General features: G+C 49.3%; 17 protein-coding genes. All 17 read right to left on the bottom strand.

The features are described 5' to 3' along the window. Nucleotides 1-278 precede the first annotated feature (278 nt). The 17 genes from B9D94_RS30505 to B9D94_RS30425 all read right to left on the bottom strand — a co-directional run bounded on the left by B9D94_RS30505 (nucleotide 279) and on the right by B9D94_RS30425 (nucleotide 15,145). Nucleotides 279-1,277 (bottom strand): rod shape-determining protein, encoded by a 999-nt coding sequence (locus B9D94_RS30505; protein WP_063479709.1) that lies wholly within the window; start codon nucleotides 1,275-1,277, stop codon nucleotides 279-281. A gap of 195 nt (nucleotides 1,278-1,472) precedes the next feature. Further along, nucleotides 1,473-1,757 carry a sporulation transcriptional regulator SpoIIID gene (spoIIID, locus tag B9D94_RS30500; RefSeq protein ID WP_009594246.1) on the bottom strand — a complete coding sequence of 95 codons (285 nt, stop codon included), beginning with the start codon at nucleotides 1,755-1,757 and terminating at the stop codon, nucleotides 1,473-1,475. A gap of 262 nt (nucleotides 1,758-2,019) precedes the next feature. Continuing rightward, a complete protein-coding gene (locus tag B9D94_RS30495) occupies nucleotides 2,020-2,754 on the bottom strand; it encodes a M23 family metallopeptidase (protein WP_040681076.1) in 735 nt (244 codons plus the stop codon). A gap of 60 nt (nucleotides 2,755-2,814) precedes the next feature. After that, on the bottom strand, nucleotides 2,815-4,392 hold the full coding sequence (spoIID, locus tag B9D94_RS31720; protein ID WP_253806084.1) for a stage II sporulation protein D: 1,578 nt from the start codon (nucleotides 4,390-4,392) through the stop codon (nucleotides 2,815-2,817). Nucleotides 4,393-4,704: 312 nt separating this feature from the next. Beyond that, the gene (gene murA / locus B9D94_RS30485; RefSeq protein ID WP_006213088.1) at nucleotides 4,705-6,051 is read right to left on the bottom strand and encodes a UDP-N-acetylglucosamine 1-carboxyvinyltransferase; all 1,347 of its coding nucleotides are present in this window, start codon (nucleotides 6,049-6,051) and stop codon (nucleotides 4,705-4,707) included. Nucleotides 6,052-6,559: 508 nt separating this feature from the next. Continuing rightward, nucleotides 6,560-6,814 carry a DUF1146 family protein gene (locus B9D94_RS30480; RefSeq protein ID WP_006213089.1) on the bottom strand — a complete coding sequence of 85 codons (255 nt, stop codon included), beginning with the start codon at nucleotides 6,812-6,814 and terminating at the stop codon, nucleotides 6,560-6,562. Nucleotides 6,815-7,151: 337 nt separating this feature from the next. Beyond that, nucleotides 7,152-7,430: a hypothetical protein gene (locus B9D94_RS30475; protein WP_006213090.1), complete on the bottom strand. Its 279-nt coding sequence runs from the start codon at nucleotides 7,428-7,430 to the stop codon at nucleotides 7,152-7,154. 194 nt (nucleotides 7,431-7,624) lie between these two features. Continuing rightward, the gene (locus B9D94_RS30470) at nucleotides 7,625-8,026 is read right to left on the bottom strand and encodes a F0F1 ATP synthase subunit epsilon (protein WP_036639978.1); all 402 of its coding nucleotides are present in this window, start codon (nucleotides 8,024-8,026) and stop codon (nucleotides 7,625-7,627) included. A 99-nt stretch (nucleotides 8,027-8,125) separates the two neighbouring features. Beyond that, nucleotides 8,126-9,526 carry a F0F1 ATP synthase subunit beta gene (gene atpD, locus B9D94_RS30465; RefSeq protein WP_006213092.1) on the bottom strand — a complete coding sequence of 467 codons (1,401 nt, stop codon included), beginning with the start codon at nucleotides 9,524-9,526 and terminating at the stop codon, nucleotides 8,126-8,128. A gap of 113 nt (nucleotides 9,527-9,639) precedes the next feature. Beyond that, complete coding sequence (gene atpG / locus B9D94_RS30460; RefSeq protein ID WP_148248663.1) at nucleotides 9,640-10,497, bottom strand: ATP synthase F1 subunit gamma; 858 nt, start codon at nucleotides 10,495-10,497, stop codon at nucleotides 9,640-9,642. Nucleotides 10,498-10,764: 267 nt separating this feature from the next. Further along, nucleotides 10,765-12,279 (bottom strand): F0F1 ATP synthase subunit alpha, encoded by a 1,515-nt coding sequence (atpA, locus tag B9D94_RS30455; protein ID WP_006213095.1) that lies wholly within the window; start codon nucleotides 12,277-12,279, stop codon nucleotides 10,765-10,767. An 18-nt stretch (nucleotides 12,280-12,297) separates the two neighbouring features. Next, the gene (locus B9D94_RS30450) at nucleotides 12,298-12,843 is read right to left on the bottom strand and encodes a F0F1 ATP synthase subunit delta (RefSeq protein WP_063478006.1); all 546 of its coding nucleotides are present in this window, start codon (nucleotides 12,841-12,843) and stop codon (nucleotides 12,298-12,300) included. Beyond that, the gene (atpF, locus tag B9D94_RS30445; RefSeq protein ID WP_036639988.1) at nucleotides 12,840-13,328 is read right to left on the bottom strand and encodes a F0F1 ATP synthase subunit B; all 489 of its coding nucleotides are present in this window, start codon (nucleotides 13,326-13,328) and stop codon (nucleotides 12,840-12,842) included. Before atpF ends, B9D94_RS30450 begins: the two co-directional genes overlap by 4 nt. 99 nt (nucleotides 13,329-13,427) lie before the next feature. Further along, entirely contained in the window at nucleotides 13,428-13,640 is a 213-nt protein-coding gene (atpE, locus tag B9D94_RS30440; RefSeq protein WP_006213098.1) for a F0F1 ATP synthase subunit C, read from the bottom strand. Between the two features lie 96 nt (nucleotides 13,641-13,736). Continuing rightward, nucleotides 13,737-14,504, bottom strand: a complete 768-nt coding sequence (atpB, locus tag B9D94_RS30435) for a F0F1 ATP synthase subunit A (RefSeq protein WP_148248662.1) — start codon at nucleotides 14,502-14,504, stop codon at nucleotides 13,737-13,739. A gap of 34 nt (nucleotides 14,505-14,538) precedes the next feature. Next, nucleotides 14,539-14,919, bottom strand: a complete 381-nt coding sequence (locus B9D94_RS30430; RefSeq protein ID WP_006213100.1) for an ATP synthase subunit I — start codon at nucleotides 14,917-14,919, stop codon at nucleotides 14,539-14,541. Then, nucleotides 14,912-15,145: an AtpZ/AtpI family protein gene (locus tag B9D94_RS30425; RefSeq protein WP_006213101.1), complete on the bottom strand. Its 234-nt coding sequence runs from the start codon at nucleotides 15,143-15,145 to the stop codon at nucleotides 14,912-14,914. Before B9D94_RS30425 ends, B9D94_RS30430 begins: the two co-directional genes overlap by 8 nt. Between the last annotated feature and the right edge of the window lie 125 nt (nucleotides 15,146-15,270).

Raw genomic sequence — 15,270 nt, 5'->3', positions numbered from 1 at the left:
TCCCTTCCATTAACGAATCATAACAACCTTAGTCGATATAACGATCGCTACGATGACGGATTGTACTTCCAATCGCTGTTGTTTTTGGATTTCTTGTAACTATGTTGGATAGGGTTGAAATCCAAAAACAAAGGCGACCGCTTCGCTTTTCCATTACAATTCCGCCCTCTCCGCTGTTGTCAACGTGGGCGTATTTCGAAGCAGATCGCTAATCTCATCGTGGTGATTATACCGATTCATTCCATGCTCATGTTGTTCCTATCATCTATATCGGAAGGTTAGAACTTTTTCTTAACGACCTTGTCCAAATTATCGAGCATAATTCCCGTTCCTTTTACCACACAGTGCATCGGATCCTCTGCAACGAGTACCGGAACCCGAAGCTCGTCCGTCAACAACTCGTCCAATCCATGAAGAAGTGCACCGCCGCCCGTTAAAATAACGCCGCGATCGATGATGTCCGCCGACAGCTCTGGCGGTGTCCGTTCCAACACGGATTTCGCCGCGAGTACAATCGATGAAACCGGGTCCCACAAGGCTTCTTGTACTTCGGCCGAAGAAACCGTTACGGTAAACGGCAGACCGGATACCATATCGCGTCCGCGAATATCCATCTCAGCTTGTCTACCCCCAGGACGAACCGTGCCGATCGCCACCTTCAGATCCTCTGCCGTCCGTTCACCGATCAGCAATTTATATTTATGCTTCACGTACTTCGTAATCGCTTCGTCGAACTTGTCCCCTGCCATCTTAATCGAAGAAGCGGTGACCACATCGCCCATGGACAGGACGGCCACATCCGTGGTGCCGCCCCCGATGTCCACAACCATGTTACCGCTTGGCTGGAAAATATCCATCCCTGCGCCAATTGCCGCTGCCTTCGGTTCTTCTTCCAGGAACACATCTCTTGCGCCGCTGCGCTCAGCCGCTTCCCGGATCGCCTTCTGCTCCACCGAAGTAATGTTGGTGGGAGCACAGATGAGGATTCGGGGCCGGCTGTGCCAACTGCGCGCGCCCACGCGATCAATAAAGTACTTCAGCATCGCTTCTGTAATTTCGAAGTCGGCGATGACCCCGTCCCTCAGCGGGCGGATCGCCGTAATGTTGCCGGGAGTGCGCCCGACCATGCGCCGTGCTTCCTCACCGACGGCAAGGACTCGCTTGGTGTCGGTCTCAATAGTGACAACGGAAGGTTCGTCTAACACTACCCCCTTCCCCTTAACGTGAATGAGCACGTTCGCCGTTCCGAGATCGATTCCAATATCCTTGCTCAACATCATGAAAAGCCCCCAAAGTGTTATTTTATGGTAAGGGTCACTGTTCGCTTCGCCAATGCATCAATCGACAAAATCCAGCAATTCATGATGATCTTCGGCAAAACAGGTCCCATATTTCGATCCTATACCAGCTTTTAACATATCATACTTTAGGGGAGGGATTCAACGCCAATCTAGTGACCTAAGCCCTAAATATCAGGATTTGGCCGTGGCCACCGGTTCACGATTGCTGCCGGTTTTTTTGTACTTGATCTTGGTAGCTTCCCCGCCTCTCAGATGGCGGATGGATTTGTGATATTCGAGAATGTGCTTCACCTGATCCGCCAGGTCCGGGTTGATCTCCGGCAGACGTTCGGTTAAGTCCTTATGCACCGTGCTTTTCGACACGCCAAATTCTTTGGCTATGGTTCGAACCGTATGCCTCGTTTCCACGATACAGCGTCCGATCTTAATGGTCCGCTCCTTGATGTAATCGTGCACGCTCCCGCCTCCCTACTGTGTGGATAGTTTGGTACATTATATGAGGGGCATGACGGGATATTCGCGGTTTCACGGGCTGACAAGCTTACTTGGACTCATTTATTTTCTGGACATGCTGGTCATGGACAAGTATGAAACGTCCATAATACAAGGCGCGGCAAGGGTTGGACTTGCCTTCGAAACCCTAAACAAAAAAAAGACAGGATCTCAAGATCCTGCCCTCTTCAAGTGCGCGGTGGGCGCATTGTACGAAGAAATGAAATTATTTTTGCGGAAGCACACTCACAGGGTTGACCAGTTTCCCGCCCTCATACACTTCGAAGTGCACGTGGTTGCCGAGATCCTTCTCAAACTCACTGCGTCCGGCAGTTGCGATGGAATCGCCCTGCTTCACTTCAGCGCCTTCCTTAACTTTCACTTCGTTCAAGCTTTGGTAAACCGTCTTCGTATCACCGGAGGTAATCTCCACTACGTTTCCGTTAAGCGGATGATTCTCAACGCGAGTCACTTTTCCTGTAAGCGCGGCTCTGACTTCAAACATCGTGTCATCTGCAGTGGCCAGGTCGATTCCCAGGTTCGGCGTGAAGGTGTCATTATATTGAACCATCGCCTCCTGATGCGTTTCCGGGTTCGTTTCGTCAAAATAAGGTTTGACAATGCTCACAGCTACGTCGTCGGCTACCGGCCAGATCATCGATTGTGCATTGGCGGTTACTTCTACTGCTTCTCCGTCTTTACCTTCTGTTGCAGGTTTCTCCGAACTCTGTACAGACTCCGAAACATTGGCTTCCCCTTGTGGCTTCAGCGTTTTTTGGCTGGCGTCCTGGTAGACCCACACGAGGGTTAGTATAATTGCCGCTGCTGCTAAGTATGCTGCCGGGAACACCCACCGTTTGGATAAAGCTTTCTTCCACGAAGATGACGGTACCGTCGAATCTCCTTGCACAGTTTTAGGAGCTTCTTCGTGGGGTTTACTATTTTTGTTTTGTTCATTCATTTGCAATCACCTCAGTAACCATTGTTACCGGGGTCAACTCTTTTATACGTAATCTCACTATTATTTTTTTGAAGAGAGAAGATTTGAAGTTTTGTCAAAAGAAATATTCGTATAGTAGTGCTTCAGAATCTCTTTCGCCTCATATCCCTCGCGGGCCATGCCCTCTGCTCCGTACTGGCTCATGCCAACGCCATGGCCGTTGCCATAGGTGGTAATCTCTATCTCGCCATTTTTCATCACCAGGCTGAACTGACTTGATCGGAGGCCCAGCTTCTCTCTTACCTCGCGACCGGTAAATGTCTTGCCTCCCACCCGCACACTCTCAATCCGATGCCCCTGCGTATAGGAGAGTACTTTCAAAAAAGAAGAGGCGTTCCCGTCCCCGCCCGCCGATACCGGTACCGCACCGTCCGCCAGACCGAGCTTCCCTACGAATTCCGAGCGCGGCATCGTGACCGTCGTTTTATACTTGGGCGAGATTTGTTTATCCCATGGACTTTCCACACTGCGCAGATAAGGAATTTCATTCTTCCAATAATCCTCTGAATTTTCGGTATAGCCGTTGCTGGTAGAGAAAAAAGAAGCCGTGATCGGCTTGCCCTTGTATGTCATTACCAATCCCGCCGTTTCCTTTACCGCCTGCTGGAGCTTCCCCAGCTCGGCTCCCTTCCCCAGCCGCTGCCATTCCTCGGTCAACTCGTCATGGGCGATGTATGCCTGGTGACTGACCGTGTCGGTCACCAGGGCCTGGCCGTCCGGCACGCCGCTGCGGTCGCCGGACGCCAGCCGCTGCACGATATAGGTCCGTGCCGCAATGGCCTGGGCCTTGAGTGCCTCCAGCTGAAACTCGGCCGGCATCTCGGCGGCCAGAACGCCGACGAGGTATTGTTCCAGCGGCAGTTCCTCCACGGTGTCCGTCTTGGTTAAATAGACGGACACCGTGGGCTCTTCCGCCGCCCCCGGCTCGGCGGAAGGCAGCGGGGCGGGCCCCGGCGGCAGCGGCTCCGGTGTGTTGTTGCCCGGGGCAACAACCAGCAGCGGCAGCGCCAGCGCCAAGGCCAGCAGCACGGCCACCGCCCAGATGGCGGGGTGCACCCGCACCCGCCGCCCCCCGGCGGCCGGACGCCGGGCGGCAAAGCCGCGGCGTCCCCAGCGCGCGGGCCGCACACGGAACGTGCGGCCTCCGCGCGGTGCGCGGCCCGCAGCCGCCTGCGCATAGCGCTGCGGCTCGGGCGCGGGGTGCGGGCCCTGCGGCATGGCCGCTGGCCCGCCGGGGGCTGGCGCGGCGCCATGCGCAGGGGCGCCAGCGGGGCGGTCGGGCGGCGGCGTATGCGCCGCCCGCGGGCCATGGCCGGACTGGCCGAAGGCGTCCGGCCCTCTCGCCGGGCCGCGGTGCCCGCGCGGCCCGGGCTCCGATTCTTTTTTGTCCGATATCGAATCATGGTTATGTGCTTTGTCGAATTTGGATGTCTTCTCAAGTTCTCCGGGAAATTCCCATTTCAACACGGGAGCCGCCGACCCTTCCGCTGGAACTTGATAGGGTTGCCCAGTTGCCCCTTCCTCCGGGGTGGTCTTCGGATCCATTGCTCGTTCTTTCCCTGCAATGCCCACCTTCACCCGAACCTTAGAATCTTTCATTTGTTTTTCCCTCCTGTGCCTTCTCCCCTGGTATGTGCCGGATTACTCTCATTTCCGTCATGCTCTACTTATACTTATGAGATACCGGCATTTGATAGAACCCTTCTAAGAGAAAGGAGGAAAAGACATCGAAGGCTGCAAGCCAGTTAGCAAATAGATTCTGCCCTCTCATGGTTCTGTAATCTTTATATAAGAGAATTCACGTCAACCGTGTGCCCATACCAAAAGAAGTGGCTTCGCAATTAACAGCGAAGCCACTTCTTATTCATTCTATCCTGTCCATCCTGTAAAGATGGATAACAATCGTACGTATTATACCCAAGTGGGTTGGACTTTAAACAGTTTCGCGTCTTCGGTTTCGCTTGCCACTTTCTTCGAAACCTTCTCCGTACTCTGATCTTCCGTCGAAATGCGCCAGATATCCGCACCCAGTCCAGACAGCTTTTCCGCTAAATGAACATAACCGCGATCAATATGCTGCACACCACCAACTTCAGTCGTACCCTCAGATACAAGCCCTGCCAATATTAAAGCAGCTCCTGCACGCAGATCGGTTGCAGTTACCTTGGCTCCCTTAAGCTCGGCGCCACCAGTTACGATGGCAGAACGTCCTTCGACTTTAATCTCCGCATTCATCAGCTGGAATTCATCCACATGCATGAAGCGGTTCTCGAATACCGTTTCTGTAACCACACTTGTACCTTCCGACACCAGCAAAAGCGCCATCATCTGCGATTGCATGTCAGTTGGGAATCCAGGGTATGGCAATGTTTTAACATCAACCGACTTCAAAGGTTTGTCAGCGATAACGCGAATCCCATTCTCATCCGGTTCAATGGTAATCCCCATCTCTTCCATCTTGGAAATGACAGGTCCGAGATGATCGGCAATGGCACCTTCTACATAAACATCCCCGCCTGTGATCGCTGCAGCCGCCATAAAGGTACCTGCTTCAATCCGGTCTGGAATCACGTTATGCTCGACGCCATGCATCTTCTCCACGCCCTCAATGCGGATTACACCTGTGCCCGCACCGCGAACTTTGGCACCCATGGCATTCAGGTAATTCGCTAAATCGACAATTTCCGGCTCTTTTGCCGCATTTTCGATTACCGTAACCCCTTCAGCCAATGTAGCAGCCATCATAATATTCTCGGTAGCACCAACGCTTGCGACGTCCAAGTAGACCTTCGCTCCACGCAATCTGCCGTTGCTCTTCGCTTCAATATATCCTTGTCCGAGGCTAATCTCCGCCCCGAGAGCTTCAAATCCTTTTAGGTGTTGATCAATAGGTCTCGTGCCGATAGCACATCCCCCTGGAAGTGAAATCCGGGTTCGTCCACAACGTGCCAATAAAGGTCCCATGACCAGAAAAGACGCTCGCATCTTCCGCACCCATTCATAAGGCGCTTCACATGTCGTTATGTGCTCTGCATTCACACGTATCACTTCATCTTGATATGTAATGCCCGCACCAAGCGACTCCAATACTTTACTGATTGTAATTACATCGTCAAGAGGAGGTGCGTCAATGATAACACTTTCCCCAACTTCCCCTAGTAGAGAGGCAGCGATGATCGGAAGAACTGAATTTTTTGCTCCGCTGACTTTGACGCTTCCGGTCAGTCTTTTGCCACCGCGGACGATAAATTTGCTCATCATGGTTTCCCTCCGCGTCCATAATTTTCCTGATATGCTTGTGTTCGTTTTAGTTGTTGCTAATTCCCTAACTTTCATCTTAACATTAGTGATTTCCGCCAAACAAGCGATTTTTGAACTATTTATGACATCTGATATGGTGTCTACACCAGGAACCGGACATCCATAATGCCACCTTATGTGAAACATCTGTTATCCGCAGTATGGACCTACGAAAGGTACCATGACCGACCAGCTCTTGTCAATGCATAACAATTACCGGGTGAACATTATAGTCCGGAAGTCACCGTCCGCCCGATCAAGTCCTTAATCTCAGTGTTAACATAATAAAATGCGTTTATTCGACATCTTATTTCAAGCAACCTAACAGTGATATAACCAATCATACAATAATTAAAACAGACGAGTAAAATATCGCCAAACATACAGATCATGCAACAGCTTTCTTTAAAAGACGCCTTGCTGCATACCCCTTTGTGTAATGTACGAACTTACAGCCATACCCGTGCTAAAACATATATCGGATCATTTGACTCCATGTAATATAGTCAATTAGGAATTCAGCAACGAATCGTCCAAGCACCACAGCCAGCAGTAAATGCAACAACTTACCCTGTGGTCCTTTGGGATGGCGGACAACCAAATCCAGCTTTACTTGCTGCAGTGCCCACCAAGCCAGTGCGATACAGATCAGTGAAATAACAATGGAGAGTAATCCATTGACACCGACTGCACTGATGGAATTAGATAAATCCTGGTTCATATTACCTCCCCCTACATATATTTATCATGCCCTATTCAGGACCGACTCTTCTATAATACTTGGCTGGAGGCTAAGAATCCAGCACTTTCTAGCCACATTTCCTCGGAAATAATAAAGTCTTGTCCACATCTTCTATATTTGAGCGTTTACACACTATTATATGAAGCCAATATTTCCAACATTTTCTCTCCAAATTATTACAATTCCTTGCTCTAATCCCATAAAATCTTCCTTAGACTTCTATTTATACCACTCCAATATCAAAAAAATACCCGGACTCCAAAATATAGTCCAGGCATAATAAACCTATCTCACTCCTACTTCAACTCCCCTTACACTATTCCGTCGTTGCCACAACAATCGTTCCGTAAGCAGCTGACGAGCCGGTTAACAGTGCGGCCATCTGCAATAACTCGATGCTAAACACTCGTCGGTCATGGGCTTCTATTACATAGGTTAATGCAGGAGCTCCGACCCGGGTGATGACCAAAGATATAGGTTCGTCCGAAAAATTGCTAATCGTAACAGAAGCATCGACACCAGCTTGATGTTCATAGAAAGATTTTCCGACACTGGGAGCCAAGGAGAAGATTTGTTCCGGAAGCAGTATAGCCATAGGGATGACCTCCCTTCTCTCTTTAATACTACATCATATGTAACGAATCTATTAAAAGCGATAGTTAACAGCGTATGATAAACGCCTGTTTCATAGATTTGCCTCCCCATTCCCGGTTATTCTTCATTTCATTGGATGCTTCTCAGGAATAAAAAAACAGCCCGCTGCTATTATAGCATCGAGCTGCCTTATGATTAATTGGAGATCTTGATCCGGTTCATGGCTCTTTGCAGGGCCAATTCCGCGCGACGATGATCAACTTCGTCCTGTCTTCCCTTCGCATTCAGGCGAGTTTCCGCTCTTTCCTTCGCGGCTTCCGCACGCTCCAGATCGATTTCTCCCGCTCTCTCTGCGCTTTCCGCCAGGATGACAATCTTATCTTTACGGACTTCGACGAAACCGCCTTGTACCGCAAACGGGGTTCTCTCGTTGCCGATCTTCACATAAACTGGCGCTATCTGAAGCGGTGTAACGAAGGAAATATGACCAGGCAAGATGCCCAGTTCTCCCTCGACCCCACGCACCGTAACACTGTTCACCTGCTCGGAGTAGACCAGGCGGTCCGGCGTTACGATTTCCAACAAAATGGTGCTCACTTCCATCCCTCCTCACCGTTTTCCGCAGAAAACTCGCGCAGCAGACCTCACAGTCCCGTTCTGGGCACTGTCTCGGTCTGCTGATCACGGAGCGTCAGCTTACAATGTTTTTGCTTTTTCAACTGCCTCTTCAATCGTACCTACGAACAGGAAAGCCGCTTCCGGAAGGTGGTCGTGCTTGCCTTCCAGGATCTCTTTAAAGCTGCGTACGGTTTCTTTAACCGGTACGTATTTACCCGGAATGCCGTTGAACTGCTCGGCAACGTGGAAAGCTTGGGACAAGAAACGTTGAACACGACGAGCACGTCCAACAATTGCTTTATCTTCCTCACTCAACTCGTCCATACCAAGGATTGCGATGATATCTTGAAGCTCGTTGTAACGAGCAAGAATTTTCTTAACGCCTTGAGCAACATTGTAATGCTCTTCACCCACAATTTCAGGAGCCAAAATCCGGGAGCTTGATGCAAGTGGATCTACCGCAGGATAGATACCCATCTCGGAAATTTTACGCTCCAGGTTGGTCGTTGCATCCAAGTGAGCAAACGTTGTAGCCGGAGCTGGATCCGTATAGTCATCCGCCGGTACATAGATAGCCTGGATGGATGTTACAGAACCTTTTTTCGTAGAGGTAATCCGCTCTTGCAGACGTCCCATTTCGGATGCCAGCGTTGGCTGGTAACCTACCGCGGAAGGCATGCGGCCCAGAAGGGCAGATACTTCGGAACCCGCTTGAGTAAAGCGGAAGATGTTGTCGATAAAGAGAAGCACGTCTTTACCTTCTTGATCACGGAAATATTCCGCCATTGTCAAACCGGTCAACGCTACGCGAAGACGGGCACCCGGAGGCTCGTTCATTTGACCGAATACCATCGCGGTTTTATTAATAACGCCGGAATCGCTCATCTCGTGGTAAAGGTCATTACCCTCACGAGTACGCTCACCTACGCCTGCGAATACGGAGATACCGCCGTGCTCTTGTGCGATATTGTTGATCAATTCCTGGATCGCAACGGTTTTACCTACGCCCGCACCACCAAAGAGACCGATTTTTCCGCCTTTTTGGTATGGAGCAAGCAAGTCGATTACTTTGATACCCGTTTCAAGCATTTCTGCTTGCGTGGAAAGCTCATCGTATGGAGGAGCTTCACGGTGGATCGGGTTATTAATTTCGGATACAACGTCACCTGCATTATCGATCGGCTCACCCAATACATTAAATACGCGGCCAAGTGTAGCGGAACCTACAGGAACCGTGATCGGTCTACCCAAATCCACAGCTTCGATACCGCGAATGAGACCGTCAGTGGATGACATCGCGATACAACGAACCAGATTATCACCCAAATGATTGGATACTTCCAAAGTCAAATCAACCGAGCGGCCGCCTTCCAGCGTTGCTTCAATCTTGACAGCATTAAAAATCTCGGGAAGATGACCGCGTTCAAATTCAATGTCAACTACAGCACCTGTAATGCTGACAACGCGTCCTTTTTTCATTGATTCGTTTTCCCTCCTACCCGCTCACCTCTAGCGGTGAACGATGATCGTAAAAGCGGCTCATGACATTGCCGCATATCCGTTAAATACTAAGTTAAGAATTCCATCGTGCATTATTGCTGAGCGTTAGCTCCGCCCACAATCTCGGAAATTTCCTGCGTTATGGCAGCCTGACGAACACGGTTGTATGTGAGGTTGAGCTCATTGATCATCTTGCTCGCATTCTTCGTTGCTGCTCCCATAGCCGTCATTTTCGCACCAAGCTCACTGGCCTTGGCATTCAGCATCGCACTGAAAATCAACGTTTCTGCATATTTCGGAAGAAGAACCTCAAGCACGCCCTCAGCAGACGGCTCATACTCATATTGCGTCACGTTCCCACCACCAATGTTCTCCATCGGCAGCAGCTTGGAAACCTCTTGGATCTGAGTCAAGGCATTCACGAATTGGTTATAACACACGTATAACTCATCAATCTGACCCAGCTCATATTGATGAACCGCCGCGTTAGCGATGGTCTTAATATCTGCATAGGTCGGACTGTCGGATAGATCGGTGAGCTCCTCAACAACCGGAAGTCCACGACGGCGGAAATAATCCCGCCCTTTGCGTCCGATTACAAACAGGCAATACTCGTCCTTGGACTGATGGCGTTCTGCGATAAAATTCGATACTTTACGCAAAATGTTGGAGTTTGATGCACCCGCAAGACCACGGTCCGAAGTGATAACCAGATAGCCGGTTTTCTTCACTTCACGCTTCTCCAGCATAGGATGGCTGATTCCATTGGTTCCAGCAGCGATGCTGCCGACCACCTCTTTTAGCTTCTCAGAATATGGAAGCGCAGAGGTTGCCTTCTCTTGAGCTCTTCTCAGCTTGGCAGCCGCAACCATTTCCATCGCCTTGGTGATCTGCCTGGTGTTCTGAACACTCTTGATCTGCCGCTTAATATCACGTAATCCTCTTGCCATGTTTTCACCACCTTAAACTTTGGCAAAGCCAAAGTTACTTCGTAAGCATAAGCCTAGCTTTGGCGAAGCCAAAGCTGACTTCGTAAGCAACGCATAACTTCGGGTACAGCCAAAGTTACTCCGTACGCGTAGACCAAGCTTTGGCTAGGACCAAAGCCACACCTTTTGTAAAAATCACTTTGGTCACAGCCAAAGCTACATTCCATATGATGAAAGAGGATGCCGGGCATAACCCGGCTCCCCTCCTATTAACTTGCCTTAAGGAACTTAAACCGAAGTGGCAAAGCCCTTCTTAAATTGATCAATAGCTGCTTTCAATGCATTCTCGTTATCGGACGTCAGATCCTTCGTATCCGTAATAGATTGAAGAATTTCCGGCTTATTGCTACCAATAAACGCGAGGAATTCGCTCTCGAAACGACGCACGTCTGCAACCTCGATATCATCAATATATCCTTTAACAGCTGCGTACAAGCTAACCACCTGTTGTTCAACGGACAACGGCTGGTTCACACCCTGCTTCAGGATTTCCATCAATCTTGCACCACGATTCAAGCGAGCCAAGGTTGATTTATCCAAATCGGATCCAAACTGGGAGAAAGCCTGGAGCTCACGATATTGCGCAAGATCCAGCTTCATGCCGCCTGCAACCTTTTTCATCGCTTTGATCTGCGCGGAACCACCGACACGAGATACCGAAATACCGACGTTAATCGCTGGACGCTGACCGGAGTAGAACAACTCGGACTCCAGGAAGATCTGTCCATCCGTAATCGAGATTACGTTGGTTGGAATGTAAGCAGATACGTCAGAAGCCTGTGTTTCAATAAATGGCAGTGCGGTTAATGAACCACCGCCAAGCTCATCGCTGAGCTTCGCTGCACGTTCCAGCAAGCGGGAATGCAGGTAGAATACGTCACCCGGATAAGCTTCCCGGCCCGGAGGACGACGGAGGAGCAAGGACAACTCACGGTAAGCTGCCGCTTGTTTGGACAAGTCATCATAGATGATAAGTGCATGTTCGCCCTTGTACATGAAGTACTCACCCATTGCGCAGCCTGCGTATGGAGCGATGTACTGCAGTGGAGCCGGCTCAGAAGCCGAAGCCGTAACAACAATCGTGTACTCCAGCGCACCATGACGGCGAAGAGTTTCAACAACCTGTGCTACAGTGGATTGCTTTTGTCCGATAGCTACATAAATACATTTAACGCCGCTGCCTTTTTGGTTCAGGATCGTATCGATCGCAACGGTGGTTTTACCTGTTTGGCGGTCACCGATGATCAGCTCGCGCTGTCCACGGCCGATAGGCACCATCGCGTCGATTGCTTTAATACCGGTTTGCATCGGCTCATGAACAGATTTACGGTCGATAACGCCTGGTGCGCTGCTCTCAACCGGACGGAATGCTGCTGCCTCGATTGGCCCTTTACCGTCAAGCGGTTGACCCAATGGATTAACAACACGTCCAAGCAGAGCTTCACCAACAGGAACCTCCATGATCCGTCCTGTACGTTTTACCTGATCGCCCTCCTTGATTTCGGAGTAAGGTCCCAGGATAACGACACCGACATTGCTCTCTTCAAGGTTCAGCGCCAGACCGAACACGCCGTTCTGGAACTCCAGAAGTTCCCCGGACATCGCGTTCTCCAAGCCGTACACGCGAGCAATACCATCACTTACTTGAATAACCGTACCTACTTCAGAGACAGTGATATCGGATTTATATTCTTCAATTTGACTTTTGATTAAAGTACTAATTTCTTCAGGTCTGATACTCAACGTTTTCACCCCTATCTACTATGCTCGTCTATTAAAAGACTTTTCAAGACGTTCCAGCTTCCCGGCAAGAGTTCCGTCATACAGCTTGTCGCCAATGACTACTTTCAGGCCTCCGAGCAAGCTCTCGTCCACCACATTGGTAACCCGGATATTCTGATTCGCTAACTGTCCGAATTCCGAAGCCACCTGTTCTTTTTCCTGATCGCTAAGCGGGTAGGTAGAGAATACTGTGGCGTCCGCCATTCCTAAGCTCGCACCTTGTATCTTCACATAACTGTTCAGCAGTTCGGCGAACATTTCTGTACGCCCTCTGTCAAGAAGCAATTCAATCGTGTTCAATACAGGCTGCGATACTTTCCCTGCCAGCGCCTGGCTGATTACGTTCATCTTCACGGACTGGGGAATATTCGGTGTGGAGATGAATTTCTGAATGTCGGAATCGCCTTCAATGGCAGATACGACAGCCCGCAACTCCTCTTCCACTTCCAGACCCTTCTGCTGCTGAGCCGCCACTTCGAACAGCGCCCGCGCATATCGCTTGGCTGCTACTGTATTTTGGCTCATGGTCTGCCTCCTACCTCTTTAAGGTATTGATCCACCAGTTCTTCTTGGGCTTTGTCATTGTTTACTTCCCGCTCAATCAGCTTGGATGCAATCCTTACAGATACGCTTCCCAATTCGCTGCGAAGCTCGGCAACGGCTTTGTTCTTCTCGCTTTCGATGTCGCGCAGAGCATCAACTTTGATGCGATCCGCTTCCTCCTTGGCGAGCTCAACAATTTGCTCAGCTTGCTTGTTGCTGGTCTGTCTTGAACGCTCGATGATATCATGTGCCTCTTGTCGTGCCTGATTCAGCGCCTGTTTTTGCTCCTCAACATAGACATGTGCCTGTTCACGAGTCTTAGAAGCCTCGTCTATTTGATTAATAACCAATTCTCGACGCTGCTCCATGATTGCAAACAATTTGCCGAAAGCAAATTTATGAAGCAACACATACAGAACGCCAAATGCAAGAATTGAAATTACAATATTCTCCCAAAGTACAACCATTGAATGAAGTCACTCCTTTCCGTTAATGCGAAGTGCAGTTCTTAACAAAACGAAGGCGCGGATGGCATCGGCCCTCCCCGCCAAACCGTAGTATTCTTATTAAGAAAACATGATCAAGAAAGCAATAACGGTAGCAGCGAGTGGAACTACCTCGACGATACCAACACCGATAAACATCGTCGTTTGGAGCGGACCGCGAGCTTCCGGTTGACGAGCGATAGATTCTACTGTTCTACTTACGATCATACCGTTACCCAAACCTGCGCCAAGTGCACCCAAACCTACTGCAATAGCTGCTGCTAAAAATTCCATTGATAAATATCCTCCTTAAGATTGGTTCAATTTTTGGTTAATATAATATATCTCTTTCGAAATTGCCGAAATGTCGGCACGTTTCGGCCGAGTTTATTAATGTGCGTCTTCTTCGTGAATCGTTGTTTGTGCGATGTAAACCATAGTCAATATAGTAAAGATGAACGCCTGCAATGCACCAATAAAAATACTGAATCCTTGCCATACAGCCAGGAATGGAATACCGTAGTAACCCATTTTCAGGATTACCGTAATCAGTACCTCACCTGCAAAGATGTTGGCAAACAAACGAATCGCCAGTGCGACCGGCTTCGCCAAGTTCTCAATGATGTTCAGTGGTAAAAACACCGGGAACGGCTCAATATAGTGTTTTAGGTAATGCTTGCGGTTCAGCTTCAGACCGAGATAATTCATAAGGAAGAATACAACGATCGCCAAACCTGCAGTAACGGATATGTCCGCCGTCGGTGATTTCCACCAGAGAACATGAGCCATATGGCCATCATGAAGACCTCTCGTTGCTTCAATCGTTTGCCCGAACACTGTAAAGTCAGCAGGCAAATCTGTGATGATAGCAAACGGCAATCCGAGCACGTTAGCTACAAAGATGAATGTTATCAAAGTCAACCCTAATGAGATATAAGGCTTTCCTTTCTTAAAATCCATAGCACTTGCTACGATACCTTGCACAAATTCTACGACCCACTCCATGAAGTTTTGCAATTTGGAAGGGTTTTCTACAGATAGATTTCGAACGGCCAAGCGTGCCAGTACAAAGACAATAATCCCCGTGACAAGCAGCATAATGACGGCTGATAGGTCAAGTCGAAACCCACCTAAATCAATAATCGGTGAATCATGCATGAAATTGTTTTCACCCCTTTCCAATTAGCGCTAATCAATTCTTAGATTTCAAGCTAACAATAATGCTGACTGGAATGGTCAACAATTGGGGAATGAACAGACCGACGATGGTCGCTCCGAGCGACACTTGTTCAAGCTTGGCCGCCATCATTACAATCAAGAACGCGATGCAAAGTCTCGTGACATATCCAAAGCTGAACCGTCTGCTCTCTTGACTGACCGCCAAATCGGCAAGCTGCCTCACTTTAATGGAAAGGAAGCGTACGTTGAACAAGCCACCAACCATACCCAGTATCAGTCCTGATACCTCAGGTCGATAATCCGGATAAAATGCCCACCCCATAAATAGAACAGATAATAAGAGTATAGATACTCTGGTTACACCGTTCACAATGGATGTTGTCAAATCATTCACTTTGCGCCCCCAGAAATTTCTTAATGAGTAGAGCGATATTCAAAATCCCTAGAAAGAGCCCCGAAAGCGTACCAATGGCAAGCCACACTCTGGGCCCGTCCCACTGATTCATAAGCCAGCGCCCGGTAAAAAAACCGATGAGAATGTAAGCGGCAAGCAAACCGCCCGCCCCGCTAATGTATAGCGCTATCAACCAAGGGTTATCTTGACTTTTCGGATTTTTCATATGAACCTCTAATCCCAACTCATTTTACTGAATATTGCAAGAGTTTGTCAATGAATCGATTTTATTGAATTACCGTGTAGAAACGGCGTTTTGAGCAGTCTAAATTACCCAAAACGCCGCGGTAA

The organism is Paenibacillus sp. Cedars, from assembly GCF_003184205.1.
Taxonomy (GTDB): Bacteria; Bacillota; Bacilli; order Paenibacillales; family Paenibacillaceae; genus Paenibacillus_AQ; species Paenibacillus_AQ glucanolyticus.
The sequence above is the reverse complement of the archived record's forward strand: the minus strand, read 5'-3'. Positions and strand labels throughout refer to the sequence as shown.

Coding starts and splice junctions, on each gene's coding strand:
- atpE (WP_006213098.1), bottom strand. CDS start 13,640: ATGGAATTTTTAGCAGCAGCTATTGCAGTAGGTTTGGGTGCACTTGGC.
- atpF (WP_036639988.1), bottom strand. CDS start 13,328: ATGGTTGTACTTTGGGAGAATATTGTAATTTCAATTCTTGCATTTGGC.
- B9D94_RS30495 (WP_040681076.1), bottom strand. CDS start 2,754: ATGAATGAACAAAACAAAAATAGTAAACCCCACGAAGAAGCTCCTAAA.
- spoIID (WP_253806084.1), bottom strand. CDS start 4,392: ATGAAAGATTCTAAGGTTCGGGTGAAGGTGGGCATTGCAGGGAAAGAA.
- B9D94_RS30425 (WP_006213101.1), bottom strand. CDS start 15,145: ATGAAAAATCCGAAAAGTCAAGATAACCCTTGGTTGATAGCGCTATAC.
- murA (WP_006213088.1), bottom strand. CDS start 6,051: ATGAGCAAATTTATCGTCCGCGGTGGCAAAAGACTGACCGGAAGCGTC.
- B9D94_RS30475 (WP_006213090.1), bottom strand. CDS start 7,430: ATGGCTATACTGCTTCCGGAACAAATCTTCTCCTTGGCTCCCAGTGTC.
- atpB (WP_148248662.1), bottom strand. CDS start 14,504: ATGCATGATTCACCGATTATTGATTTAGGTGGGTTTCGACTTGACCTA.
- B9D94_RS30505 (WP_063479709.1), bottom strand. CDS start 1,277: ATGTTGAGCAAGGATATTGGAATCGATCTCGGAACGGCGAACGTGCTC.
- B9D94_RS30480 (WP_006213089.1), bottom strand. CDS start 6,814: ATGAACCAGGATTTATCTAATTCCATCAGTGCAGTCGGTGTCAATGGA.
- B9D94_RS30450 (WP_063478006.1), bottom strand. CDS start 12,843: ATGAGCCAAAATACAGTAGCAGCCAAGCGATATGCGCGGGCGCTGTTC.
- atpD (WP_006213092.1), bottom strand. CDS start 9,526: ATGAAAAAAGGACGCGTTGTCAGCATTACAGGTGCTGTAGTTGACATT.
- atpG (WP_148248663.1), bottom strand. CDS start 10,497: ATGGCAAGAGGATTACGTGATATTAAGCGGCAGATCAAGAGTGTTCAG.